Raw genomic sequence first — 22416 nt, 5'->3', positions numbered from 1 at the left:
GTTCACGCCCATGCAAGCAGCATGCCCCGAAGGCGCGGAGGCTGCTGGCTCAGGGGTTTTTCCGGCCCATGAAAAAGCCCCGGCACCTGGGGTCCCGGGGCTGCGTGGGCAAGGCGTCGGGCCGGACGCCGCCGCCGTCATCTTTACATGTTGTCGATCATCACCTGCCCGAAGCCCGAGCAGCTGACCTGCGTGGCGCCCTCCATGAGGCGCGCGAAGTCGTAGGTGACCCTTTTGCTGGCGATCGATTTTTCCATCGAGCTGATGACCAGGTCGGCGGCCTCGGTCCAGCCCATGTGGCGCAGCATCATTTCGGCCGAGAGGATCTCGGAACCCGGGTTCACGTAGTCCTTGCCGGCGTATTTCGGCGCCGTGCCGTGCGTCGCCTCGAACATCGCGACCGTGTCGCTGAGATTGGCGCCGGGGGCGATCCCGATGCCGCCGACCTGGGCCGCCAGGGCGTCGGAAATGTAGTCGCCGTTCAGGTTGAGGGTCGCGATGACGCTGTATTCGGCCGGTCGCAGCAAAATCTGTTGCAGGAAAGCATCAGCGATCGAATCTTTCACGGTTATTTCTTTGCCCGTTTTCGGGCTCTTGAACCGCATCCAGGGACCGCCGTCGATCAGTTCGGCGCCGAATTCCTTGGCCGCCAGACCGTAGGCCCAGTCGCGGAAACTGCCCTCGGTGAACTTCATGATGTTGCCCTTGTGGACGATCGTGACGCTCGGTTTGTCGTTGTCGATCGCGTACTGGATCGCCTTGCGGACCAGCCGCTCGGTACCTTCGCGGGACACCGGCTTGATGCCGATGCCGGAGGTGTTCGGGAAGCGGATCTTCTTGACCCCGAACTCCTCCTGCAGGAACTTGATCAGCCGCTTGGCCTTGTCGCTTTCGGCCTCGAATTCGATGCCGGCATAGATGTCCTCGGAGTTCTCCCGGAAGATCACCATGTTGGTCTTCTGGGGCTCCTTCACGGGGCTGGGGACACCCTCGAAATACTGGATCGGCCGCAGGCAAACGTACAGATCGAGCTCCTGGCGCAGCGCCACGTTGAGCGAGCGGATGCCGCCGCCCACCGGGGTCGTCAGGGGGCCCTTGATCGAGACCACGTAGTCGCGCACGGCGTGCAGCGTTTCTTCGGGGAGCCAGACGTCGGGACCGTAGATCCGGGTCGCTTTTTCGCCGGCGTAGACCTCCATCCACTGGATCTTCCGCTTGCCGCCGTAGGCCTTGGCGACCGCCGCGTCGACCACCTTCAACATGACCGGCGTGATGTCCAGTCCGGTGCCGTCGCCCTCGATGAAAGGAATGATCGGCTGGTCCGGCACCTGGAGCGAGTTGTCGGCGTTGACCGTGACCTTCTGGCCTTCGGTCGGGACTTTGATGTGCTGGTACCTGGACATGGGGACGAGGACTCCGGGTGAGGAAAGACGGGAAGACAATGAGTTTGCAATCGTCTGAATACCCTTAGAATTTTAGACGCAACCGGAGGAGCCCGAAGGATGTGTCAACCACCGCCGGCCCGGCTCCGTTGTTGGCAGACCTTCTGCTGGCCGGGAGGCGTTTTCAAACCATTTCCATTGAGGAATCCGTAATGAGCAAAGTTCTCGCAGTCATGATGGCCGGCCTGTTCGCAGTTGGTGCCTATGCGCAAAATCCGGCTGGCACCTCGTCGGAACAACAACCGATCACGAACTCCAAGCCGCAGCAGCGCGCTGTCGAGCGCCGTGCATCGAAGCCGCAAGGCGAAGTGCGTCCTCAAGGTGGCGACGCCCCCAAGACCGCTGAAGGCAGCGGCGGCCTGGCCCCGAGCCGTGCCGCAACCGCCGGCCAGGCACGCGCCGAAACCCGCAGCGACCGTCGCCGCAACAAGGACGGCAGCGTTCGCAAGATGAACCCGCAAGGCGGCACGCCGAACTGATCGGATTCGTTCCGTATTGAAAGAGCGCTCCACGGAGCGCTTTTTTTCGTCCTGGCGAAGCGATCCTGTCCTTTTGGGTCAGGCAATCCTGGCCAATAGAAGGTAAGCTTTGCGTTCAATCGATCATGCCCGCCTGCGCGGGCATTCTTGTTTGCGTTGCCGTCCCCGAAAGTCGACCCATGTTCTTGCGATTTTTCAGTCTTCTCGCGCTGTCTGTTTCATTGACGGCTATTTCCCATGCCCAGGAACCGCAAAGCCAATTGCCGCGGACCCGCATATCGGCCGGCATGTACCAGATCGACGCCCAGGTGGCGCAGTCGCCAAAGGAACGCGAAATCGGCCTGATGTACCGCAAGGAAATGCCGCCGACCGAAGGCATGGTGTTCGTCTTCGAACAGCCCGCCACCCAGTGCTTCTGGATGAGGAACACGCTGCTGCCCCTGACCGCCGCCTTCGTCGCCGACGATGGCCGCATCGTCAACCTGGTCGACATGCAGCCGATGACCGAGAATTCGCACTGCTCGAAGGAGCCGGTGCGCTTCGTCCTGGAAATGAACCAGGGCTGGTTCGCGCGCAAGAACATCAAGGCCGGCAGCAAGCTCGGCGGAGAGTTGTTCGCCGGCCGGCGCTGAGGCGCGGCCGCCCCAACGAAAAAGCCGACCCGCGGGTCGGCTTTTTCGCGTCGGCGCAGAACCCGGATCAGCCGAAGTTCTTGGCCACGAAGTCCCAGTTGACGAGCTTCGCAAGGAAGGTCTCGACGAACTTGGGGCGCAGGTTGCGGTAGTCGATGTAGTAGGCGTGTTCCCAGACGTCGACCGTCAGCAGCGCCTTGTCGGCGGTGGTCAACGGCGTGCCGGCGGCGCCGGTGTTGACGATGTCGACCGAACCGTCGGCCTTCTTGACGAGCCAGGTCCAGCCGGAGCCGAAATTGCCCACGGCCGACTTCACGAAGGCTTCCTTGAAGGCCGCGTAGCTGCCCCACTTGGCATCGATCGCCTTGGCCAGGGCGCCGCTGGGTTCGCCGCCGCCGGCGGGCTTCATGCAGTTCCAGAAGAAGGTGTGGTTCCAGATCTGGGCCGCGTTGTTGTAGATCCCGCCGCTGGACTTCTTGACGATTTCCTCGAGCGTCATGCTCTCGAATTCGGTGCCCTTCTGCAGGTTGTTCAGGTTCACGACGTAAGCGTTGTGGTGCTTGCCGTAGTGGTACTCCATCGTTTCCTTCGAATACTCGGGCGCCAGGGCGTCGAGCGGATACGGCAGGGGAGGAAGAACGTGTTCCATGGTGTTTTTCTCGCGGGTTGGTTGAAGGAATCGAAGATTCTAGGAAGGATTCGGGCAAGGGGCGTCGGACGCGGTCGCGTTTGTCCCCGGTGCACCCGCTATTGCAGCACTTTCAGGGCCACCGTGCCGTCGGAAAGCCGCGCCGTCACATGGTCATCGGGCGCCAGCTCGGCGGCGTGCATGACCGGCCGACCATCGGCATCGGTCAGCCAGGCGTAGCCGCGCTGCAGCACCAGCGCCGGGTCGAGCAGCCGCAGGCGCAGAGCCGCGCGATCGAGCCGCTCGTGGTGGCGCGCCAGCGTGGCGCGCAGGCCGAGCGGCCCCCTCGCTGCCAGGGCCTGCTGGGCCTGCGCGAAGCGGCCGGTCCGCGCCAGCACCGCGAAGTGCAGCCGCTGGGCCTGGTGCGCCAGCCCCAGACGCTGGCGGGCCACCAGCGCCGACGGGCGCCCGAGCCGGCCGGTGGCCTGGTCCAGGCGCTGGCCCAGCAGGTCGACGCGCGCCGCTACGGCGTCGCGCAGGCGCTCTTCGATCAGGTCCAGTGCGCCGAGCCACACCTCGCGCGGCGCGGCGACCAGTTCGGCGGCGGCGGTCGGGGTGGGCGCGCGCAGGTCGGCGCAGAAATCGGCGATCGTGAAGTCGGTCTCGTGGCCGACGCCGCTGATCACGGGCACCGGGCTCTGCACGATGGTGCGGGCCAGGGTCTCGTCGTTGAAGGCCCACAGGTCCTCGATCGAGCCGCCGCCGCGCACCAGCAGGATCACATCGACCTTGGGTTCGAGCGCGTAGAGGCCCTGCAGCGACCGCACCAGTTCGGCCGGCGCGGCGGCGCCCTGCACCGCCGCCGGCGCCAGCACGACCGGGATGTGCGGCGCGCGCCGGCGCAGCGCGGTGACGACATCGTGCAACGCCGCGGCACCGAGCGAGGTCACGAGCCCGATCGCACGCGGCAGCGTCGGCAGCGCCCGCTTGCGGGCCGGATCGAACAGGCCTTCGGCCTCCAGCCGGGCCTTGCGCTGCATGAACTGCTCGAACAGCGCGCCCTGTCCCGCTCGGCGCAGGCTCTCGACCACCAGTTGCAGGTCGCCGCGCGGCTCATAGACCGCGAGCCGGCCGCGCACTTCGACCTGGTCGCCGTCGCGCGGCGAGAAATCGAGCAGGCTCGCCGCCCGGCGGAACATGGCGCAGCGCAACTGCCCGGATTCGTCCTTCAGCGAGAAGTAGCAATGGCCGCTGGCCGCCCGGGAAAAGCCGGAGATCTCACCGCGCACGCTGACCGGGTTGAAGCGCGCATCGAGCGCGTCGGCGATCGCCCGGCACAAGGCGCCGACGGCCCAGACTCTCGCGCCGGACGAGGGCGGTTGCTCACGTTCCGCCATGGCTCATCTCACTTTCGGCTAACGATTCGTCCACAAGAGGCCCGATGACCCTGCCCGAGGGGCGGAGCCGGCACCACGGGCACATGTTGTCGTGCAAGCCTTTGATTTGATTGAAGAAAGTGCTGCTCAAAATTCAGTCGATCCAACGAGATGCCCGGCCCGTGCGGCTCCGGGCGAGTTGCCCTGCGTGTTAGTCACAAAGTTATCCACAGTTTCTGTGCGTCTGGACCTACATGAAAGTCATGTCGTGACCCGGTGCCGCCTCGGTGGATAATCGCCGCGCATTTGCAGTCCACGGGCCGGAGGATTTTTTTGTTTTCCATCATAGTTGCTGCGGGTTGGCCGATCTGGCCGCTGCTCGCTTGTTCGGTGATCGGGATGGCGCTCGTCATCGAACGCTTCACCAGTCTCAAGACCTCCAAGGTGCTGCCGCCCAAGCTGCTCGACGAAGCCATCACGGTCTCGCGCACATCCATTCCCGGTCCCGACGTCGTCACCAAGCTCGAAAAGAACTCCGGCCTCGGCGAGGTGCTCGCGGCCGGCTTTCGGGCCCTCAACACCAACCCGATGGCCACCGAGGACGACCTGCGCGTCTCGATGGAATCCGCCGGCCGCGTGGTGGCGCACCGGCTCGAACGCTACCTGCCGGCGCTGGCGACCATCGCCTCGGCGGCGCCCCTGCTCGGCCTGCTCGGCACCGTGATCGGGATGATCGAGATCTTCGGCTCCCAGTCGCCGGCCAACGGCGCGGTCGGCTCGGGCAATCCGGCGCAGCTGGCGCACGGGATCTCGATCGCGCTCTACAACACGGCCTTCGGCCTGATCATCGCCATTCCGGCGCTGATCTTCTGGCGCTACTTCCGCAGCCGGGTCGACGAGTACCTGCTGAACCTCGAACTGGCCGGCGAGCGCTTCGCCCGCCACCTGGACACGCTGCGCCGATGAGGATGCATTTCCGCCACGGCTCGCGCGAAGAGCCCGAGATCAACCTGATCCCGTTCATCGACGTGCTGCTGGTCGTGCTGATCTTCCTGATGCTGTCGACCACCTACAGCAAGTTCACCGAAATGCAGCTGCGGCTGCCGGTGGCCGACGTCGAGGCCCAGCGCGACTACCCGAAGGAAGTCATCGTCGCGGTGTCGGCCGATGGCCGCTATTCGATCAACAGGACCGTGCTGCCGGACCGCAGCGTCGAGACCGTGACCGCCGCGCTGGCGGCGGCGGCCGGCGGCGCCAAGGACAATGTCGTGATCATCAGCGCCGACGCCAGCGCCGCCCATCAATCGGTCATCACCGTGATGGAAGCAGCGCGCCGGGCCGGCCTGATGCAGATCACCTTCGCCACCCAGTCGGCCGCGCAGGCGGGGCGCTAGTTGCCGCAAGCCTGGCTGCAACGCGGCGCGCTGGCGCGCTTGTTGTGGCCGCTGTCGCTGTTGTACGGCGCCCTGGCCGCGCTGCGCCGAGGCTTCTACCGCCAGGGCCTGCTGCGCACCGAGCGCGTCGGCGTACCGGTGGTCATCGTCGGCAACGTGATCGCCGGCGGCTCGGGCAAGACGCCCGTGGTGATGGCGGTGGTCCGGCACCTGGAGGCGCGCGGCCTGCGCACCGGCGTGGTGTCGCGCGGCTATGGCCGCAGCACCCGGGATTGCCGGGAGGTGCAAGAAGACAGCGACCCGGCGGAGGTCGGCGACGAGCCGGCGCTGATCCGCCGCGCCACCGGCGTGCCGGTGTTCGTGGCCCGGCGCCGCATCGAGGCGGCCCGCACCCTGCTCGCCCGGCACCCGGCCACCCAGGTCATCGTGAGCGATGACGGCCTGCAGCATCTCGCGCTGGGCCGCGACCTGGAGATCTGCGTGTTCGACGACCGCGGCGTCGGCAACGGCTGGCTGCTGCCGGCCGGCCTGCTGCGCGAGCCCTGGCCGCGGCGCTGCGACCTGGTCCTCCATACCGGCGACCGGCCGGCCTTTGCCGGCTTCCGGGCCCGCCGCTCGCTCGCCGACCATGCGCTCCGGCAGGACGGGTCCCGGGTGCCGCTGGCCTCCCTGGCCGGACGGCCGTTGATCGCGGTCGCAGCGATCGCCAAGCCCGAGGCCTTCTTCCAGATGCTGCGCGCGCGCGGACTGGCGCTGGCGCAGAGCATCGCCCTGCCCGACCACGACGATTTCAGCCGCTGGCAGCCGCCGGCGGACACCGGCCAGGTCCTGCTGTGCACCGAGAAGGACGCCGTCAAGCTGTGGCGCCGGGCCCCGGCGGCGCTGGCCGTGCCACTGGTGTTCGAACCCGAGCCGGGCTTCTTCGCCGCCCTCGACGCAAAGCTATCATCGAACGATGGACACCAAGCTGCTTGAATTGCTCGTCTGCCCCGTCACCAAGGGGCCGCTGACCTGGAACCCCGAAAAGCAGGAACTGGCTTCGCGCAGCGCCCGCCTGGCCTACCCGGTGCGCGACGGCATCCCGGTGCTGCTCGAGACCGAGGCCCGCACCCTGTCCGACGAAGAACTCGGACTTTGAGCTGTTCATGCGCACCGCATTCACGGTCCTGATCCCGGCCCGGCTGGCCTCGACACGGCTGCCCGACAAGCCCTTGGCCGACATCGCCGGCGTGCCGATGGTGGTGCGGGTCGCCCAGCAGGCCGCGCTTTCAAGCGCCGCCAGCGTGGTGGTGGCCGCCGACGACGCGCGCATCGTCGATGCCTGCCGTGCCCATGGCGTGCGGGTGCTGCTGACCCGCACCGACCATGCGAGCGGCAGCGACCGGCTGGCCGAAGCCTGCACCCAGCTCGGGCTGGCCGACGACGCGATCGTCGTCAACGTCCAGGGCGACGAGCCGCTGATCGCGCCCGATCTGATCGATGCGGTGGCCGACACGCTGGCCGCCCACCCCGACGCTGCGATGAGCACCGCGGCGCACGCCATCGACTCGCTCGAGGACTTCGTCAATCCGAACGTGGTCAAGACCGTGCTCGACGCCCGTGGCCATGCGCTCTATTTCAGCCGCGCGCCGATCCCCTGGTGGCGCGACGGCTTCGCGGCCAGCGGCCCGACCTCGCTGCCGAGCGCGCCGGCGCCGTTGCGCCATATCGGCATCTACGGCTACCGGGCCGGCTTCGTGCGCGGCTTTCCCGGCCTGCCGCCGGCGCCGGTCGAAACCACCGAAGCGCTCGAGCAGATGCGGGCCCTCTGGCACGGTCACCGGATCGCGGTCCATGTCAGCGCCCACGCCCCCGGCCCCGGCATCGACACGCCCGAGGATCTGGCCCGGGTCCGCGCCCTCTTCGCCGCCTGACCTCGCCCGTGCGGGGCTCCGAAACGGCCCGAACCCCATGCTATCCTCGAAGCAACTCCGCCTTTTCGTTGCGCCTCGTGCGCGCGACCTGGCGCGACAGAAATCGAAGAACCTTCCGAGGACACCATGAGACTGATTTTGTTGGGCGCCCCCGGGGCAGGAAAAGGCACGCAAGCGGCCTTCATTTGCCAGAAATACGGCATCCCCCAGATCTCCACCGGCGACATGCTGCGCGCCGCCGTCAAGGCCGGCACGCCGCTCGGGCTGCAGGCCCAGGCCGTGATGGCATCCGGCGCGCTGGTCAGCGACGACCTGATCATCAACCTGGTCAAGGAACGGATCGCGCTGCCGGATTGCGCCCAGGGCTTCCTGTTCGACGGCTTCCCGCGCACCATTCCGCAGGCCGAAGCGATGCGCGCGGCCGGCGTCCGGCTCGACTACGTGCTCGAAATCGACGTGCCCTTCAGCGACATCATCGAACGCATGAGCGGACGACGTTCGCACCCTGCCTCGGGACGCATCTACCACCTGAAGTTCAATCCGCCGAAGACCGAAGGCAAGGACGACCTCACCGGCGAAGACCTGATCCAGCGCGAGGACGACAAGGAAGAAACCGTGCGCAAGCGGCTCGAGGTCTACAGCCAGCAGACGCGTCCGCTGGTCGACTACTACTCGAACTGGGCCAAGGCCGAGCCGGCCGCAGCGCCGAAGTACCGCGCGATCAGCGGCGTCGGCAGCGTCGACGACATCACGCAGCGCGCCCTGGCCGCCCTGTCCAGCTGATCAGGCCGGGCTGGAACGCAGCCCGTAGGCCTTGCCGTCGACGAACAGGTACTCGACCCGCATCACGGCATCGCCTTTCTCTTCCTTGGTGCCGAAGCCGATGGCCGAGACCAGGGTCCCGGGCTTGATTTCGCGCACCTGCCAGGCCTCCATGCGCGTGAGCGGCGCCAGTTCGAGCTCCCATTGGCGGTCCTTGCGCCGCGGCAGCGCCGCCTTGGCAAGCAGGCCGGGTCCATCGACCGGCGCGCTCTGCGCCGGCAGCGCACGCTTCGGCAGGTCGGCAGGCAAGCGCAGATCGGCGGGCACCTCGATCATCAGTTCGGCATGCGGGTTCTGCCAGCGCGAACTCACCACCTTCCCTTCCAGGTAGAGCGGGCGGTCCTGGTCGAAACCGCTCCACCCGTGGTGGGCCCAGGCGAAGGGCATGGCGCCCGGCAAGGTGACGGCGGCGAACATGAGGCTGCGACGTTTCATGCGGGAACTCCTTTCGGGCTGCGCGAGGTCATCAATAGGCGATCCAGCGGCCGCAAAACACGACCGCCAGCCAGATCGCAGTGGACGACAACATCTGTACCCGCGCCAGCAGGTCGAGTTTGGCCAGTGAGCGGCGGGCATGGAACCACAGCGCGTTGGCGCCGGCCACCCCTAGCAGGCCCATCTTGACCAGAAACACCGGGTTCGCGAGCAACTCGGCCGGCTGGGTGGCGAACATCAACGATCCGCTGGCGGCCGCCAGCGCGAAGCCGGACAGCGCGAGGGTCAGCGACAGCCTGGCCAACCCCTGCACCGGCAGCACGGCAGCGCGGCCGAGGACGCGGGCCTCGAGGGCCACCAGGTTGCCCAGCAGCAAGGCGATGCCGACGATGTGCACGACCTCCAGGGCCGGGTAGGCCCAGGGGGTCGAGCGCAACGCCTCGAGCACGGGATCAGCCGGCGGAGGCGTCCGCCAGCAGTTCCAGCATGAGTGAGATGCGCGCCTTGACCGGCGTCAGCGCGCCGGCGTCGCGCAGGCGCTGGCCGGGCTTCGGGAGGATCCGCCCCTCGGCGCAGCGCGTCGCACGCAGCACCGAGACGCCCTCGGCCTGGGCCCGCAGCGCCGCCGCCTCCAGCGCCTGGTGCACGGTGCCGTTGCCGGTTGCCGCGAGCACGATCCCCTGCACCGGCTCGGCACCGCCACGGCGGCGCTCCTCGAGCAGCATCTCGACCAGGGAGCCGCGTGCCTCGGCGTGGCTCAGCAGGATCTCGACCCGCGGCCAGGCGGTGGCCGCGGCGATCCGATCGAACGACGAACGCGCGGCCGGGTCCGCCTGCGGCCAGTCCCTGAGTTGCCTGACGGCCCCTTCCTCGACATAGGCCAGCGGCCCGGCATCGCCGGAATCGAAGGCGTCGAGACGGTAGGTGTGGACCTTCTGCACCTCGACGGCGCTGTGAACCGTACCGGCGCACACCACGACCACGCCCCGGGCGTCCGGTGCTGCGGCGACCGCGATCGCATCGCGCAGGTTCTGCGGCCCGTCGGGCGCCAGTGCGCTCGCCGGCCGCATCGCACAGGTCAGGACCACCGGCTTCGAAGGCGCGAGGACGGCCTGCAGGAAGAACGCGGTCTCTTCCAGCGTATCGGTGCCGTGGGTGATGACCAGGCCGGCGACGTCCGGCTCGGCGAGCCAGTGGGCACAGCGCTGTGCCAGGGTGCGCCAGATCGCGAAACTCATGTCCTTGCTGTCCACCTGCGCCACCTGCTCGGCCGCGAGCGCGATGCCCGCCGGCGCGTCGATGCCGTGCAGCAGATCGGCGACGCCGACTTCCCCGGCCGTGTAGCCGATGTTGTCGTTCGCCGCACCGGCGCGGCCCGAGATGGTGCCGCCGGTGCCCAGCACCACGACGCGACGAGCGGATTTCTCGGAGATGTGATCCATGGCTTGCCAACTTCTCGAAACTGGTTAAAAATACAGGTACTGGACGTTTAGCCAGTGCCCCCACAGGAGCCTACATGCAGTTCGCCGTCAAGCTTACAGCCCGCCAGCAGCAGATCCTCGACTTGATCCAGAGTGCCATCGCGCGCACCGGCGCGCCTCCCACGCGGGCCGAGATCGCCGCCGAGCTCGGCTTCAAGTCGGCCAACGCGGCCGAAGAACACCTGCAGGCGCTGGCCCGCAAGGGCGTCATCGAGCTGGTCAGCGGCACTTCCCGCGGCATCCGCCTCAAGGGCGACGCCCTGCGCTCGCTCAACGAATCCCGCAACAACCAGTTCTCGCTGTCGCTGCCCGGCATGGCGCAGCTGGCGCTGCCGCTGATCGGCCGCGTGGCGGCCGGTTCGCCGATCCTGGCCCAGGAGCACGTCGACCAGACCTACTACGTCGAGAACACCCTCTTCCAGCGCCAGCCCGACTACCTGCTCAAGGTGCGCGGCATGTCCATGCGCGATGCCGGCATCATGGACGGCGACCTGCTGGCGGTCCAGTCCACCAAGGAAGCCCGCAACGGGCAGATCGTGGTGGCCCGCCTCGGCGACGAGGTCACGGTCAAGCGCCTCAAGCGCAACAAGCAGGTCATCGAGCTGCACGCCGAGAACCCCGACTACCCCACCATCGTGGTCCAGCCCGGCGAGCCCTTCGAGATCGAGGGCCTGGCGGTCGGCCTGATCCGCAACACGATGCTGATGTAAGCCCGCCTTTTCGTTCACGCACGCGGTCCTGCGTGCGCACCCGGTCCGGCCGCGACAGGTGGCGGGCGTATGGCCAAGAGCCATCACCCTGTCCTGGCCGATGAAAGCAATCCTGCCTGTGTTCAACCTCTGACTTTTCTGGAGTTCACATGGGAATCGCTCTACTCAGCATCGCTGACTTTCTGACGCCGTTGCAATCGCTGGCCGACCGCTGGATGCCCCGGCGCCGCTCGACCCGGGCGATGTCCTCGGGCCTGCGCTACGTCGGGATTCGCCCGAGCTGCCCGCTGCGCCAGGGCACGGCCGGTCCGGCGGCCGCCGCTGGGGCCACGGCACGCCCGCTGCGCGTGGTCCGCATGGTCGACGCACAGCAGCCGGGCCGCGCGGCCGGCCGCATGGTGATCTCCGGACGCATGGCCGATGTCTGCGCCGAGCTCGACCGCCTGGTCGCGCTGGAGGCCGCCCAGGCGCTGCCGCAGGCCGCCCACCTGCACTGATAGCTGCACTGAAGCACCGAAGCGCGACACAAAGTCGCCGCGCTGGCACAGCATGCCGTTCGTGCAAGGCACAATGGCATGCCATGAACATTGTGATCCTCGACGACTATCAGGACGCCGTGCGCAAGCTGAATTGCGCTGCCAAGCTCGACGCCTATGCAGCCAAGGTGTACACGAACACGGTCAAGGGCATCGGCCAGCTGTCGGTCCGGCTCAAGGACGCCGACGTGATCGTGCTGATCCGCGAGCGCACCCAGATCACCCGGCAACTGATCGAGAAGCTGCCCAAGCTCAAGCTGATCTCGCAGACCGGCCGGGCCGGCGGGCACATCGACATCAACGCCTGCACCGAGCAGGGCGTCGCCGTCGCCGAGGGGTCGGGCTCCCCGCTGGCGCCCGCCGAACTCACCTGGGCGCTGATCATGGCCGCGATGCGGCGCCTGCCGCAGTACATCAGCAACCTGAAGCACGGCGCCTGGCAGCAGGCCGGCCTCAAGTCGGCATCGATGCCGCCGAACTTCGGCCTCGGCTCGGTGTTGAAGGGCAAGACCCTGTGCATCTGGGGCTACGGGCGCATTGGCCAGCTGGTGGCGCGCTACGGCCAGGCCTTCGGCATGCAGGTCGTGATCTGGGGGCGTGAGCAGAGTTGCACCAAGGCGCGCTCCGACGGCTTCCAGGTGGCACCCAACCGCGAAGCCTTCTTTGCCGCGGCCGACGTTCTGTCGGTGCACCTGCGGCTCAGCGACGAGACCCGCGGCCTGGTGACGCTCGAAGACCTGTCGCGCATGAAGCCGACCGCGCTGTTCGTCAATACCTCGCGTGCCGAGCTGGTCGAGCAGGATGCCTTGCTGGCCGCCCTCAACCGCGGGCGCCCCGGGCTGGCGGCCATCGACGTCTTCGAGAGCGAGCCGCCGCTGCAGGGCCACGCGCTGCTGCGGCTCGAGAACTGCATCTGCACGCCGCACATCGGCTACGTCGAGCAAGACAGCTACGAGATGTACTTCGGCCAGGCCTTCGACAACGTCGTGAGCTTCATCAAGGGCAACCCGACCAACATCGTCAATCCCGGCGCGCTGCAGGTCCGTCGTTGAGCCGGCCTGCTCTGCCGGCCACCTTGTGGGCCTTGCTGGCAGGCAATTTCGTGATCGGCACCGGGGTGATGGTGGTGCCGGGCACGCTCAACGAGCTGAGCCAGTCGCTCCAGGTCGGCGCGGCCACCGCCGGCCAGCTGATCACCGCCGGCGCGATCGTCATGTGCCTCGGTGCGCCGCTGCTGGCCGCGCTGGTCGCCGGCTGGGATCGCCGCCGGCTGCTGGCCTTCACCATGCTCTGGTATGCCGCCGGCCACCTGCTGGCGACGCAGATGCCGAATTTCGGCAGCCTGCTGCTGGTGCGCATGCTGACCGTCGTCGCGCCGGCGGTTTTCACCGCGCAGGCCGCGGCCTGCGCCGGGCTGCTGGTGCCGGCCGAGCAGCGCGGCCGCGCCGTCACCTTCGTCTTCCTCGGCTGGTCGATGGCCTCGGTGCTGGGCCTGCCGATCGGTGCGCTGGTCGGCGGGCACTTCGGCTGGCGGGCGGCCTTCGGCGTGATCGCCGGACTGTCGGTGGTGAGCGCGGCCTGGATCTGGCGCCAGTTGCCCACCGGCATCCGCCCCGCGGCGCTGTCCCGCGAGGCCTGGGGCCGCGTCTTCAGGAGCCCGCTGCTGATGGGCGTGGTCTGCGTCACGGCCCTGCAGGGCGCCGGCCAGTTCGTGCTGTTCAGCTACTTCGCACCGATCGTGCGAGAGAGCCTGGGCGCCGACGCGACGCAGATGGGCCTGCTGTGGGGCTGGTTCGGCCTCTGCGGCCTGCTGGGCAACATGGCCGTGAGCCGCTACATCGACCGCATCGGGGCAGCGCGCATGGTGCTGGTCACCACGGTGCTGATCGCAACGAGCCTGCTGCTGTGGCCGCTGGCGGTCAGCTTCGCGACGCTGGCGCTGATCCTGGTGCCTTGGGGCCTGGGTTGCTTCGCCACCAACTCGGCCCAGCAGGCGCGACTGGTCTCGCTCTCGCCGGCACTGGCGCCGGGCTCGGTGGCGCTGAACAGTTCCGGCATCTATGTCGGCCAGGCAGTGGGCGCGGCGGCCGGGGGCTGGCTGCTGGCCCACGACGCCGCCCCGTGGATGAACTGGGCCGGGCTGGTCACCATGCTGCTGGCGCTGGCACTGAGCATGGCGGTCGACCGCGCGCAGCGCCGCGCGCCCGCATTCAGCGCTTGATCGGCCGCGGGGCGATTTCCGCTTCGGTGCTCGGATCGAACAGCTCGAAGTCGATCACATGCGGATCGTTCGAGGGCGTCGGCGCCTTGGCCGGCTCGAGCGGTGTCGGCATCGTCTCGTAGGCCGTCTTGTCGAAGGCGCCGAGGTCCATCTCCAGGTCGGGCAGCACGGCCGGACGGACGGTCGGGGCCGGGGCGGCCGGCGACAGCTGCGCATCCGGGTCGATCACCGTCTCGTGCTGCATGCCCTGGTCGATCGAGCCATAAATAGAGGGCGGCAGCACCGGGCCGCCAGCGATCGCCGGCGGCGCCAGTTCGGTGTCCGGCGGGGCGGTCACGGTCGGTGGCCCTTCGCGCACCTGCGTGTCGGCGAAGGCATGGGGCTCGAAGGCGGCAGCGGGCGCGCTGGCGGGATCGATGACTTCCTTGGCCACCGAATAGAGCAGCAGCAGTTCCTGGTAGGCGGCCAGGTCGAAGGCTTCGTCGTTGTGGCCGGGCCTGCGGAACACCAGCTCCTCGATCAGCGCCAGGGTCCCCGGCGCGGGCCACAGCGCCTCGATGCGCGCCAACGCGCTGCGGTAGTGCTCGAGGCCTTTGCCGGTGTCGGTGAAGTGGGCGAAAGACGGCACATCGGCATTGAAGACGCGTTCGAAGTCCTCGGCCAGCCGTGTGTAGTCGTCTTCGCGTTCGAGCGAATGGAAGATCCTCAGCAGATCGAGATAGGCCAGCGCGCTGGTGCCGGGATTGGCGGCGATGTGCTCGCGCAGGACTGCGATCGCCTGGTCGTGCTGGCCCAGCGACAGAAAGAAATCGGATTGCTGCTGGACGTCGAACAGCTCTTCTGTGTTGACCGGCCGCACAGGGGTACCTTCGGCCAGCTGGGCCGGGTGCGGCAGCGGTGCGTGCGGGCCGCTGTCGAGGTCGTCGTCGGGCTCGAGCGGCGCGAACGGCGTCGGCCCGAAGGTCCTGGGGCCGACGTTGCGCCGCTTGCCGGGCGGCTCCGAGTCCAGGTCCATCTCGTCGTCGAGCAGACCGCCGTGCGGGCGCGGACGGCGCGGGTCGTCGACACCAGGCGGCGCTTCGCCCCACCACGCCGGTGCACTCGCTCGGCGCGCCAGGCGCCACAGCATGAACATGCCGATCAATGCCAGCAACAGGAGCGCCACGAGGGCATAGACCAGCGGATTGGCGTAGCGGCTTTCGCGCGCCTCGGCCAGTTCGCTGCGCATCTCGAGCAGGGTCCGCTGGTTCTGGGCGGCCTGCTCGCGCAGCGCGGCCAGCGCGGCTTCCGTGTCCTTGGCGCGCTTGGCCTCGCGCTGCGCTTCTTCGGCGGCGGGATCGAGCGCATTCCAGAGCGCCGCGGCGGCGGCACGGCGGACCGGGTCCGGCGCGTCGGGCAGGGTCAGTTCGGGCGTCGCCCTCAGGTTGCCGGCCCGCGCCGGTGCCGGCTCCAGCGCCTCCACCTGCAGTCGCGGCCGTCCCGCGCCGGCCTCGCGCGGCGCTGCTTCAGACGCTGCGGGAGGCGAAGGCGGCGGCGTGACGCGCGTGGCGGGCGCAGGCACCGCGGCTGCCGTGCGCCTTGCCGCGGCCGCGGCTTCGGCGGCGGGCGTGCGCCGCGGCCGCGGCGGCACATCCTCGGCCGCGACCGGAGCCCGTGGCGGCGGCGGGCTGCTGCGACGCGGGGCGGGCGGCGGGCTGATGCCCTCCGGCCCGGACACGCCGCCATCGCCGGCGGTGCTGCGGGGCACAGCCCGCGCCACGGGCCGCGGCAGCGGCGCGGACTCGGGGAACTGGCGCATCGGCGCCGCCGCCACCGCAGGCAAGGCGGCATCGACCGGCACATCGGCCAGCAGCACGTAGTTGCGCGTGGACTTCAGATCGCAGCCGGCACGCACGTTCAGCGTCACCACCGGCTCCTCGATCGGCACGGTGGAGCGCACGCGCATGCGGGTGCCCCCGGCGCCTTGCTCGAACGATACTGTCACTCGCCGGTCGGGCATCGGGCTGTCGCCCTGCAGCACTTCGGCCTCGAGGCAGAGCGACCCGCCCGCCTCGGCGCCATCGAGTGACAGCGGGATCGCCACGTCCATCGGCTTGCCGATCCAGACGGCTCCTTGGGGCCGACCGATCGTCAAGGCGTAAGAATCAAGGGCAAAGCCGACAATGAGCAGGCTCGCCGCGAGGCGTGGGAATTGCAAAATGGGCAGCAAATAGCAATCGAAAGTTGACACATTCTGACACGAGGGTCAGGACCGATGAACCAGAGAGAGACAATTATCAAATGACCGTGAACTTTTCCAACGTCGGCGTCATCGGCGCCGGCGCCATGGGCCGAGGCATCGCCCAGATCGCGGCGCAAGCCGGAAGCCAGGTGCTTCTGCTCGACAGTTTCGAAGGCGCGGCGGCGCGCGGCCGGGAGGCCCTCCTCGCCCAGTGGCAGAAGCTACACGAAAAAGGCAAGCTCGACGCGGCCGAGCGCGACGCCCTGGGCGCCCGCGTGCAGGCGGTCGATTCGGTCCAGGCGCTGGCGGGCTGCGACCTGGTGATCGAAGCCATCGTCGAGGACCTGGAAGTCAAGCGCCAGCTGTTCCGCGAACTCGAGGCGGCGGTCTCCGCATCGGCGACGCTCGCCACCAATACCTCGTCGCTGTCGGTGACCGCGATCGCCACCGTGCTGAAGCAGCCGGGACGGATGGCCGGCTTCCACTTCTTCAACCCGGTCCCGCTGATGAAGGTGGTCGAAGTCGTGGCCGGCTTCAAGACCGAGCCCGAGGTCTGCACCCGGTTGGCCGGCTATGCGGCGCAGATGGGCCACAGCGCGGTCCAGGCCAATGACACGCCCGGCTTCATCGTCAACCATGCCGGTCGCGGCTACGGCACCGAGGCGCTGCGCATCGCCAGCGAGGGCGTGGCCGACTTCGCGACCATCGACCGCATCCTCAAGGACCAGGCCGGCTTCAGGCTCGGCCCCTTCGAGCTGCTCGACCTGACCGGGCTCGACGTCTCGCACCCGGTGATGGAATCGATCTACCGCCAGTACTACGAGGAGCCGCGCTACCGGCCGAGCCCGATCGCCGCGCAGCGGGTGGCCGCGGGCGCCCTGGGACGCAAGACCGGCGCAGGCTTCTACCGCTATCCGGAAGGCAATCAGGAGCCGGTGCCCGAACCGCCGGTGCCGAAGGTCGACGCCCTGCCGCCGGTCTGGGTGTCGCCGCGCGCGGCCCGCCGTCCCGAACTGCTGCGCCTGGTGCATGCGTTGGGCGCGCAGCTCGAGAGCGGCGCCGCACCCTCCTCCGCGGCGCTGATCCTGGTCGCGCCGCTCGGCTTCGACGTCACCACGGTGGCGGCGGTCGAACGGCTCGACGCCACCCGCACCGTCGGCATCGACCTCATGGTGGACGATGCCGCCACCAAGCGCCGCGTGCTGGCCACCAATCCGGCGACCCGGCGCGACATGCGCGACGCCGCCCATGCGCTGTTCGCGAGCGACGGCAAGGCCGTCAGCGTGATCCGCGACAGCGGCGGCTTCGTCACCCAGCGCGTGGTGGCGACCATCGTCAACATCGCCTCCGACATGTGCCAGCAGGGCGTCTGCTCGCCGGCCGATCTCGACCTGGCGGTGCGCCTCGGCCTCGGCTATCCGCAGGGCCCGCTGGCGATGGGCGACCTGTACGGCCCGACCAACATGCTCGAAGTCCTGTTCAACCTGCAGACCGTCTACGGCGATCCGCGCTACCGCCCGAGCCCCTGGCTGCGCCGCCGCGGCGCCCTCGGCCTGAGCCTCACCCATCCCGAAGAGTAAACACACCGCCATGACCGCAGAACTGAAGAGCACCAGCGAAGGGGGCACCATGGTGCTGACCCTCTCCAACCCCTCGATGCGCAACGCACTGGGCCCCGAGATGTACGCCGCCGGCGTCGAGGCGCTGAACGGCGCCGAAAGCAGCCAGGAGATCAAGAGCGTCGTGATCGTCGGCGAAGGCAAGTGGTTCTGCGCCGGCGGCTCGCTGCAGCGTCTGTCGGCCAACCGCGAGCGCGAGCCCTCGGTGCAGGCCGAGAGCATCGAGGCCCTGCATGCCTGGATCGACACGATCCGCACCTTCCCGAAGCCGGTCATCGCGGCGGTCGAGGGCGCGGCGGCCGGCGCCGGCTTTTCGCTGGCAATGGCCTGCGACTTCGTGGTGTCGGCGCGCGATGCGGTGTTCGCCGCGTCGTACAGCAACGTCGGCCTGTCACCGGACGGCGGCCTGAGCTGGCACCTGGCCCGGGCGCTGCCGCGCCAGCTGGCGAGCGAATGGCTGATGCAGGGCGAGCGGCTGGAACCGGCGCGCCTGCATGAACTCGGGCTGGTCAACCAGCTGACCGAGAACGGCCAGGCGCTCGCTGCCGCGTTGGCGCTGGCCGCCAAGCTCAATGCGCGGGCGCCGAACGTGCTCGCCAGCATCAAGGAACTGCTCAGCGACGCGCGCGGCGCGACCTTGGTGTCGCAGCTGGCCCAGGAACGCGATCACTTCGTGCGCAACCTGCACCATGCCAACGCCGGCATCGGCATCGCCGCCTTCCTCGCCAAGGAAACGCCGCGCTACCAATGAGCGCCGGTCGCTCGCGCGACAACCCCTTGCCTTTCAGTCACCGACAGGACAGTCCATGGACGACCCCATTCTTACCATCGAAGAACGCGAGGCGATCAACAGTGGTCGCTGGTTCTCATCCCTCTCACCTTCTCTTCGCCACGACATCCTCCGATGTGCTTTCGTCAAACGCTACAAGGACGGCGAGCTGATCGCCGCTCGCGGCGATCCGCCCGAACAGTGGATCGCCTGCGCGAAGGGCGCGGTGCGCGTGAGCTCGACGGCGGTGTCCGGCAAACAGGTCACGCTGACCTATGTCGAGCCGGGCATCTGGTTCGGCGACGTGGCGATCTTCGACGGCGACCGGCGCACCCACGATGCCTATGCGCACGGCGACTCGACCATCCTGTGCGTGGCGCGAGCCGACTTCCAGAAGATCCTGTCGAACCACGTCGAACTCTACGAAGCGCTGATGCGGCTGCAGGCGAGGCGCATCCGGCAGCTGTTCGGACTGGTCGAGGATCTCAACACCCTGCCCCTGCGGGCGCGGCTGGCCAAGCAGCTGATTCACCTGGTGCGCAGCTACGGGGTGCCCAACCTGGCGGACGGCAGCCAGATGCGCATCGGCCTGCACCTGGCACAGGAAGAACTCGCCCAGCTGCTCGGCGCCTCGCGCCAGCGCGTCAACCAGGAACTGAAGGCGATGGAGCGCGAGGAAGCGATCCGCATCGAATCGGGCGGCCTGGTGGTGCTCGACCGCGCCGCACTCATGCGGATCTCCGAAGCCGACGACCAGTGAACAAAGAAGAGACATGACCCAGGACTTCGACAATTTCGTCGGCACGCGTGCCGTCTCGCAACAGCATCAGGTCGACATCGGCGCCCTGACCGCCTGGCTCGAAAAGAACCTCGACGGCTTCAAGGGCCCGCTGACGGTCGAGATGTTCAAGGGCGGGCAATCGAACCCGACCTACAAGCTGGTCACGCCGTCGCAAAGCTACGTGATGCGCGCCAAGCCCGGCCCGGTGGCGAAGCTGCTGCCTTCGGCCCACGCGGTCGAGCGCGAGTTCAAGGTCATGAGCGGGCTGGCCGGTACCGACGTGCCGGTGCCGCGGATGTACTGCCTGTGCGAGGACGAGTCCATCATCGGGCGCGCCTTCTACGTGATGGAGTTCATGGCCGGCCGGGTGCTCTGGGACCAGTCGCTGCCCGGCATGGACAACGCGACCCGTTCTGCCATCTACGACGAAATGAACCGGGTCATCGCGGCCCTGCACACGGTCAGGTTCGCCGATCGCGGACTGGCCGACTATGGCAAGCCCGGCAACTATTTCGAGCGCCAGATCGGCCGCTGGAGCAAGCAGTACGTGGCCTCGGTGACGCAGCCGATCCCCGAGATGGACCGCCTGATGGAATGGCTGCCGGCCCACATTCCGGCCAGCGCCCGCGACGAATCGATGACGTCGATCGTGCACGGCGACTTCCGCCTCGACAACCTGATGTTTCATGCCACCGAGCCGCGCGCTATCGCCGTGCTCGACTGGGAACTGTCGACGCTGGGCCATCCGCTCGCCGACTTCAGCTACCACTGCATGGCCTGGCACATCCCGCACGCGATGTCGCGCGGGGTCGGCGGCCTCGACCTGCAAAGCCTCGGCATCCCGACCGAAAGCGAATACATCCGCCGCTACTGCGACCGCACCGGGGTCACGACGCCCGAGGCACTGGCGCCGGACTGGAACTTCTACCTCGCCTACAACATGTTCCGCATCGCCGCGATCCTGCAAGGGATCGCCAAGCGGGTCGAGGCCGGCACCGCATCGAGCGAACAAGCAGTGGCCTCGGGCCGCGGCGCCCGGCCGATGGCCGAGATGGCCTGGCAGTTCGCCAAGAAAGCATGACCGGCGCGGCAGCGGCCGCCTGAACGATTACCCACCTGGAGACGACATGGACTTCGAATACTCGGCCAAGACCAAAGAGCTGCAAGAGCGCGTGAGCGCTTTCATGGATGCGCACATCTATCCCGCCGAGGCCGCGTACTCGGCCGAGTTGGCCGCCAACACCGCGGCCGGCAAGCGCTGGAGCGCGCTCGAAACCGTCGAGAAGGTCAAGGCCAAGGCCAAGGCCCAGGGTCTCTGGAATCTGTTCCTGCCGGTCGACAGCGCCGCTGCCTCGGGCTACTCCGGCGCCGGCCTGACCAACCAGGAATACGCGCCGCTGGCCGAGATCATGGGGCGGGTGCCATGGGCCAGCGAAGCCTTCAACTGCTCGGCACCCGACACCGGCAACATGGAAACCATCGCCCGCTACGGCTCCGAAGAGATCAAGGCGCGCTGGCTCAAGCCGCTGCTCGAGGGCGAGATCCGCTCGGCCTTCGCGATGACCGAACCCGACGTGGCGTCCAGCGACGCCACCAACATCTCGACCCGCATCGAGCGCCAGGGCGACGAGTACGTCATCAACGGCCGCAAGTGGTGGATCTCCGGCGCCGCCGACCCGCGCTGCAAGGTCTTCATCACCATGGGCAAGTCGGAACCCGATGCGCCCAGGCATTCGCAGCAGAGCATGGTGATCGTGCCGGCCGACGCCAAGGGCATCAAGATCATCCGCCCGCTCAACGTGATGGGCTATGACGACGCACCGCACGGCCACGTCGAGATGGTGTTCGAGAACGTCCGCGTGCCGGTCGGCAACATCCTGCTCGGCGAAGGCCGCGGCTTCGAGATCGCCCAGGGCCGCCTCGGCCCAGGACGCATCCACCACTGCATGCGCCTGATCGGCCTGGCCGAGCGCGCGCTCGAGCTGATGTGCAGGCGCGCCACCTCGCGCGTGGCCTTCGGCAAGACCGTCGCCTCGCAGACCGTGACGCAGGAACGAATCGCCGAGGCGCGCTGCAAGATCGACATGGCGCGCCTGCTGACGCTCAAGGCCGCCTGGCTGATGGACGTCGCCGGCAACAAGGTCGCGAAGACCGAGATCGCGATGATCAAGGTGGTGGCGCCGAACATGGCCTGCCAGGTGATCGACTGGGCCATGCAGGTGCACGGCGGCGGCGGCATGTGCGACGACTTCCCGCTGGCCTACGCCTACGCAGGCGCCCGCACCCTGCGCTTCGCCGACGGCCCGGACGAAGTGCACCGCAACGCGATCGCCAAGTGGGAACTGGGCAAGTACGCGCCGGCCAAGCCGGGCGACGATGCGATGCCCGTGACCCGCTTCTGATCGCTTCTAGCCGAATCGAGCCGCCGCGCGCCCTGGGGTGCCGGCGGCTTTTTTACAGTTTCTTCTGGAGGAAGAGCGCGCTCCCGTAGGCGGGATCGAGCTGGTAGCTGCCGAAGCCCTCGCGCTCGTAGGCGCGCAGCGCGCTGCGGTTGCCCGACAGCACCTCGAGCGTGAGCTTGCAGGCGCCGCGCGCCACCGCCTCGGCCTCGACCAGCGCCAGCATGCGCTGCGCCAGCCGTTGGCCGCGATGGCTGGCCAGCACGACCACGTCGTGCACATTGACCAGCGGCCGGCAGGCGAAGGTCGAGAAGCCTTCGATGCAATTGATCAGGCCGACCGGCTGCTCACCGGCCCAGGCGAGCACGCTGAAGGCCTGCGGCCTCGCCGCCAGCGCCGCCGGCAGCCCGGCGAGCACCTCCGCGGCCAGCGGCGTGCCTCCACCCGCGGGATCGCGCGCGTAGGCGTCCAGCAGCGACACGAGTGCCTGCGCATGTGCAGGATCCCGATAGTCGGCCATGGCAACTTCGATCACAGCGGTGGCACTCATGGCACTGC

Annotated in this window: 25 protein-coding genes; 17 read left to right on the top strand and 8 right to left on the bottom strand. The window is 68.4% G+C overall.

Annotated elements, in window-relative coordinates; genetic code table 11:
* Positions 1-143: 143 nt before the first annotated feature.
* The gene (icd, locus tag QTI17_RS06110) at positions 144-1403 is read right to left on the bottom strand and encodes an NADP-dependent isocitrate dehydrogenase (protein WP_286522317.1); all 1260 of its coding nucleotides are present in this window, start codon (positions 1401-1403) and stop codon (positions 144-146) included.
* A gap of 101 nt (positions 1404-1504) precedes the next feature.
* Between icd and QTI17_RS06105 the strand changes: the two genes are divergently transcribed.
* Both QTI17_RS06105 and QTI17_RS06100 read left to right on the top strand, forming a co-directional pair.
* Positions 1505-1921, top strand: coding sequence for a cell envelope biogenesis protein TolA (locus QTI17_RS06105; RefSeq protein ID WP_286531751.1), 417 nt, complete (start codon positions 1505-1507; stop codon positions 1919-1921).
* A gap of 179 nt (positions 1922-2100) precedes the next feature.
* The gene (locus QTI17_RS06100) at positions 2101-2553 is read left to right on the top strand and encodes a DUF192 domain-containing protein (protein WP_286532155.1); all 453 of its coding nucleotides are present in this window, start codon (positions 2101-2103) and stop codon (positions 2551-2553) included.
* Between the two features lie 67 nt (positions 2554-2620).
* Here the strand turns inward: QTI17_RS06100 and QTI17_RS06095 are convergent, their stop codons facing one another.
* Together QTI17_RS06095 and xseA are read right to left on the bottom strand one after the other, a co-directional pair.
* Positions 2621-3202 (bottom strand): superoxide dismutase, encoded by a 582-nt coding sequence (locus QTI17_RS06095; RefSeq protein WP_286522320.1) that lies wholly within the window; start codon positions 3200-3202, stop codon positions 2621-2623.
* Positions 3203-3300: 98 nt separating this feature from the next.
* Positions 3301-4578, bottom strand: a complete 1278-nt coding sequence (gene xseA, locus QTI17_RS06090) for an exodeoxyribonuclease VII large subunit (protein ID WP_286531750.1) — start codon at positions 4576-4578, stop codon at positions 3301-3303.
* 312 nt (positions 4579-4890) lie between these two features.
* Here xseA and QTI17_RS06085 point away from each other — a divergent pair, with 312 nt between their 5' ends.
* From QTI17_RS06085 to adk, 6 genes are all read left to right on the top strand, one after another.
* Entirely contained in the window at positions 4891-5523 is a 633-nt protein-coding gene (locus QTI17_RS06085; RefSeq protein WP_286531749.1) for a MotA/TolQ/ExbB proton channel family protein, read from the top strand.
* 2 nt (positions 5524-5525) lie between these two features.
* Entirely contained in the window at positions 5526-5951 is a 426-nt protein-coding gene (locus QTI17_RS06080; RefSeq protein WP_286523168.1) for an ExbD/TolR family protein, read from the top strand.
* Positions 5952-6926, top strand: a complete 975-nt coding sequence (gene lpxK / locus QTI17_RS06075) for a tetraacyldisaccharide 4'-kinase (RefSeq protein WP_286531748.1) — start codon at positions 5952-5954, stop codon at positions 6924-6926.
* Positions 6907-7089, top strand: coding sequence for a Trm112 family protein (locus QTI17_RS06070; protein ID WP_286504333.1), 183 nt, complete (start codon positions 6907-6909; stop codon positions 7087-7089). Before lpxK ends, QTI17_RS06070 begins: the two co-directional genes overlap by 20 nt.
* A 7-nt stretch (positions 7090-7096) precedes the next feature.
* Positions 7097-7864: a 3-deoxy-manno-octulosonate cytidylyltransferase gene (gene kdsB / locus QTI17_RS06065; protein ID WP_286531747.1), complete on the top strand. Its 768-nt coding sequence runs from the start codon at positions 7097-7099 to the stop codon at positions 7862-7864.
* 126 nt (positions 7865-7990) lie between these two features.
* The gene (gene adk / locus QTI17_RS06060; protein WP_286522326.1) at positions 7991-8647 is read left to right on the top strand and encodes an adenylate kinase; all 657 of its coding nucleotides are present in this window, start codon (positions 7991-7993) and stop codon (positions 8645-8647) included.
* On the opposite strand, the gene QTI17_RS06055 is transcribed toward adk, so the two are convergent.
* From QTI17_RS06055 to QTI17_RS06045, 3 genes are read right to left on the bottom strand one after another with little or no spacing between them, the layout of a single operon-like run.
* Complete coding sequence (locus QTI17_RS06055) at positions 8648-9121, bottom strand: DUF6152 family protein (RefSeq protein ID WP_286531746.1); 474 nt, start codon at positions 9119-9121, stop codon at positions 8648-8650.
* A 31-nt stretch (positions 9122-9152) separates the two neighbouring features.
* On the bottom strand, positions 9153-9569 hold the full coding sequence (locus QTI17_RS06050) for a hypothetical protein (RefSeq protein ID WP_286531745.1): 417 nt from the start codon (positions 9567-9569) through the stop codon (positions 9153-9155).
* Positions 9570-9573: 4 nt separating this feature from the next.
* On the bottom strand, positions 9574-10563 hold the full coding sequence (locus QTI17_RS06045; RefSeq protein ID WP_286531744.1) for an asparaginase: 990 nt from the start codon (positions 10561-10563) through the stop codon (positions 9574-9576).
* A gap of 74 nt (positions 10564-10637) precedes the next feature.
* Here QTI17_RS06045 and lexA point away from each other — a divergent pair, with 74 nt between their 5' ends.
* From lexA to QTI17_RS06025, 4 genes are all read left to right on the top strand, one after another.
* A complete protein-coding gene (lexA, locus tag QTI17_RS06040; protein WP_286504326.1) occupies positions 10638-11312 on the top strand; it encodes a transcriptional repressor LexA in 675 nt (224 codons plus the stop codon).
* Between the two features lie 149 nt (positions 11313-11461).
* Positions 11462-11809: a hypothetical protein gene (locus tag QTI17_RS06035; protein WP_286531743.1), complete on the top strand. Its 348-nt coding sequence runs from the start codon at positions 11462-11464 to the stop codon at positions 11807-11809.
* Positions 11810-11892: 83 nt separating this feature from the next.
* On the top strand, positions 11893-12900 hold the full coding sequence (locus tag QTI17_RS06030) for a D-2-hydroxyacid dehydrogenase family protein (protein WP_286531742.1): 1008 nt from the start codon (positions 11893-11895) through the stop codon (positions 12898-12900).
* A complete protein-coding gene (locus tag QTI17_RS06025; RefSeq protein WP_286531741.1) occupies positions 12897-14069 on the top strand; it encodes an MFS transporter in 1173 nt (390 codons plus the stop codon). Before QTI17_RS06030 ends, QTI17_RS06025 begins: the two co-directional genes overlap by 4 nt.
* Here the strand turns inward: QTI17_RS06025 and QTI17_RS06020 are convergent.
* The gene (locus tag QTI17_RS06020) at positions 14059-16203 is read right to left on the bottom strand and encodes a hypothetical protein (RefSeq protein ID WP_286531740.1); all 2145 of its coding nucleotides are present in this window, start codon (positions 16201-16203) and stop codon (positions 14059-14061) included. The genes QTI17_RS06025 and QTI17_RS06020 overlap by 11 nt on opposite strands.
* An 89-nt stretch (positions 16204-16292) precedes the next feature.
* On the opposite strand from QTI17_RS06020, the gene QTI17_RS06015 reads away from it, so the two are divergent.
* The 5 genes from QTI17_RS06015 to QTI17_RS05995 are packed head-to-tail and all read left to right on the top strand — an operon-like array spanning position 16293 to position 21861.
* Positions 16293-17870, top strand: coding sequence for a 3-hydroxyacyl-CoA dehydrogenase (locus QTI17_RS06015; protein WP_503011023.1), 1578 nt, complete (start codon positions 16293-16295; stop codon positions 17868-17870).
* A gap of 10 nt (positions 17871-17880) precedes the next feature.
* Complete coding sequence (locus tag QTI17_RS06010; RefSeq protein WP_286531738.1) at positions 17881-18660, top strand: oxepin-CoA hydrolase, alternative type; 780 nt, start codon at positions 17881-17883, stop codon at positions 18658-18660.
* A 55-nt stretch (positions 18661-18715) separates the two neighbouring features.
* The gene (locus tag QTI17_RS06005; RefSeq protein ID WP_286367633.1) at positions 18716-19438 is read left to right on the top strand and encodes a Crp/Fnr family transcriptional regulator; all 723 of its coding nucleotides are present in this window, start codon (positions 18716-18718) and stop codon (positions 19436-19438) included.
* A gap of 13 nt (positions 19439-19451) precedes the next feature.
* Positions 19452-20540: a phosphotransferase gene (locus tag QTI17_RS06000; protein WP_286531736.1), complete on the top strand. Its 1089-nt coding sequence runs from the start codon at positions 19452-19454 to the stop codon at positions 20538-20540.
* 46 nt (positions 20541-20586) lie between these two features.
* The gene (locus QTI17_RS05995) at positions 20587-21861 is read left to right on the top strand and encodes an acyl-CoA dehydrogenase family protein (RefSeq protein ID WP_286531735.1); all 1275 of its coding nucleotides are present in this window, start codon (positions 20587-20589) and stop codon (positions 21859-21861) included.
* Positions 21862-21913: 52 nt separating this feature from the next.
* Here the strand turns inward: QTI17_RS05995 and QTI17_RS05990 are convergent, their stop codons facing one another.
* A complete protein-coding gene (locus tag QTI17_RS05990; protein WP_286531734.1) occupies positions 21914-22408 on the bottom strand; it encodes a GNAT family N-acetyltransferase in 495 nt (164 codons plus the stop codon).
* Positions 22409-22416 lie beyond the last annotated feature (8 nt).

This window comes from Variovorax sp. J31P179 (assembly GCF_030316985.1).
Classification (GTDB): Bacteria; Pseudomonadota; Gammaproteobacteria; order Burkholderiales; family Burkholderiaceae_C; genus Variovorax; species Variovorax ginsengisoli_B.
Note: the sequence above shows the minus strand (reverse complement) of the source record. Positions and strands in the feature narration are given on the sequence as shown.

Excerpts from the sequence above, each read along its gene's own strand:
- QTI17_RS06080 (WP_286523168.1), top strand. The coding sequence starts at position 5,526 with ATGCATTTCCGCCACGGCTCGCGCGAAGAGCCCGAGATCAACCTGATC.
- QTI17_RS06005 (WP_286367633.1), top strand. The coding sequence starts at position 18,716 with ATGGACGACCCCATTCTTACCATCGAAGAACGCGAGGCGATCAACAGT.
- QTI17_RS06100 (WP_286532155.1), top strand. The coding sequence starts at position 2,101 with ATGTTCTTGCGATTTTTCAGTCTTCTCGCGCTGTCTGTTTCATTGACG.
- QTI17_RS05990 (WP_286531734.1), bottom strand. The coding sequence starts at position 22,408 with ATGAGTGCCACCGCTGTGATCGAAGTTGCCATGGCCGACTATCGGGAT.
- QTI17_RS06035 (WP_286531743.1), top strand. The coding sequence starts at position 11,462 with ATGGGAATCGCTCTACTCAGCATCGCTGACTTTCTGACGCCGTTGCAA.
- QTI17_RS06045 (WP_286531744.1), bottom strand. The coding sequence starts at position 10,563 with ATGGATCACATCTCCGAGAAATCCGCTCGTCGCGTCGTGGTGCTGGGC.
- QTI17_RS06030 (WP_286531742.1), top strand. The coding sequence starts at position 11,893 with ATGAACATTGTGATCCTCGACGACTATCAGGACGCCGTGCGCAAGCTG.
- icd (WP_286522317.1), bottom strand. The coding sequence starts at position 1,403 with ATGTCCAGGTACCAGCACATCAAAGTCCCGACCGAAGGCCAGAAGGTC.
- QTI17_RS05995 (WP_286531735.1), top strand. The coding sequence starts at position 20,587 with ATGGACTTCGAATACTCGGCCAAGACCAAAGAGCTGCAAGAGCGCGTG.
- kdsB (WP_286531747.1), top strand. The coding sequence starts at position 7,097 with ATGCGCACCGCATTCACGGTCCTGATCCCGGCCCGGCTGGCCTCGACA.
- QTI17_RS06055 (WP_286531746.1), bottom strand. The coding sequence starts at position 9,121 with ATGAAACGTCGCAGCCTCATGTTCGCCGCCGTCACCTTGCCGGGCGCC.
- QTI17_RS06095 (WP_286522320.1), bottom strand. The coding sequence starts at position 3,202 with ATGGAACACGTTCTTCCTCCCCTGCCGTATCCGCTCGACGCCCTGGCG.
- xseA (WP_286531750.1), bottom strand. The coding sequence starts at position 4,578 with ATGGCGGAACGTGAGCAACCGCCCTCGTCCGGCGCGAGAGTCTGGGCC.
- QTI17_RS06000 (WP_286531736.1), top strand. The coding sequence starts at position 19,452 with ATGACCCAGGACTTCGACAATTTCGTCGGCACGCGTGCCGTCTCGCAA.
- lexA (WP_286504326.1), top strand. The coding sequence starts at position 10,638 with ATGCAGTTCGCCGTCAAGCTTACAGCCCGCCAGCAGCAGATCCTCGAC.
- adk (WP_286522326.1), top strand. The coding sequence starts at position 7,991 with ATGAGACTGATTTTGTTGGGCGCCCCCGGGGCAGGAAAAGGCACGCAA.
- QTI17_RS06010 (WP_286531738.1), top strand. The coding sequence starts at position 17,881 with ATGACCGCAGAACTGAAGAGCACCAGCGAAGGGGGCACCATGGTGCTG.
- QTI17_RS06070 (WP_286504333.1), top strand. The coding sequence starts at position 6,907 with ATGGACACCAAGCTGCTTGAATTGCTCGTCTGCCCCGTCACCAAGGGG.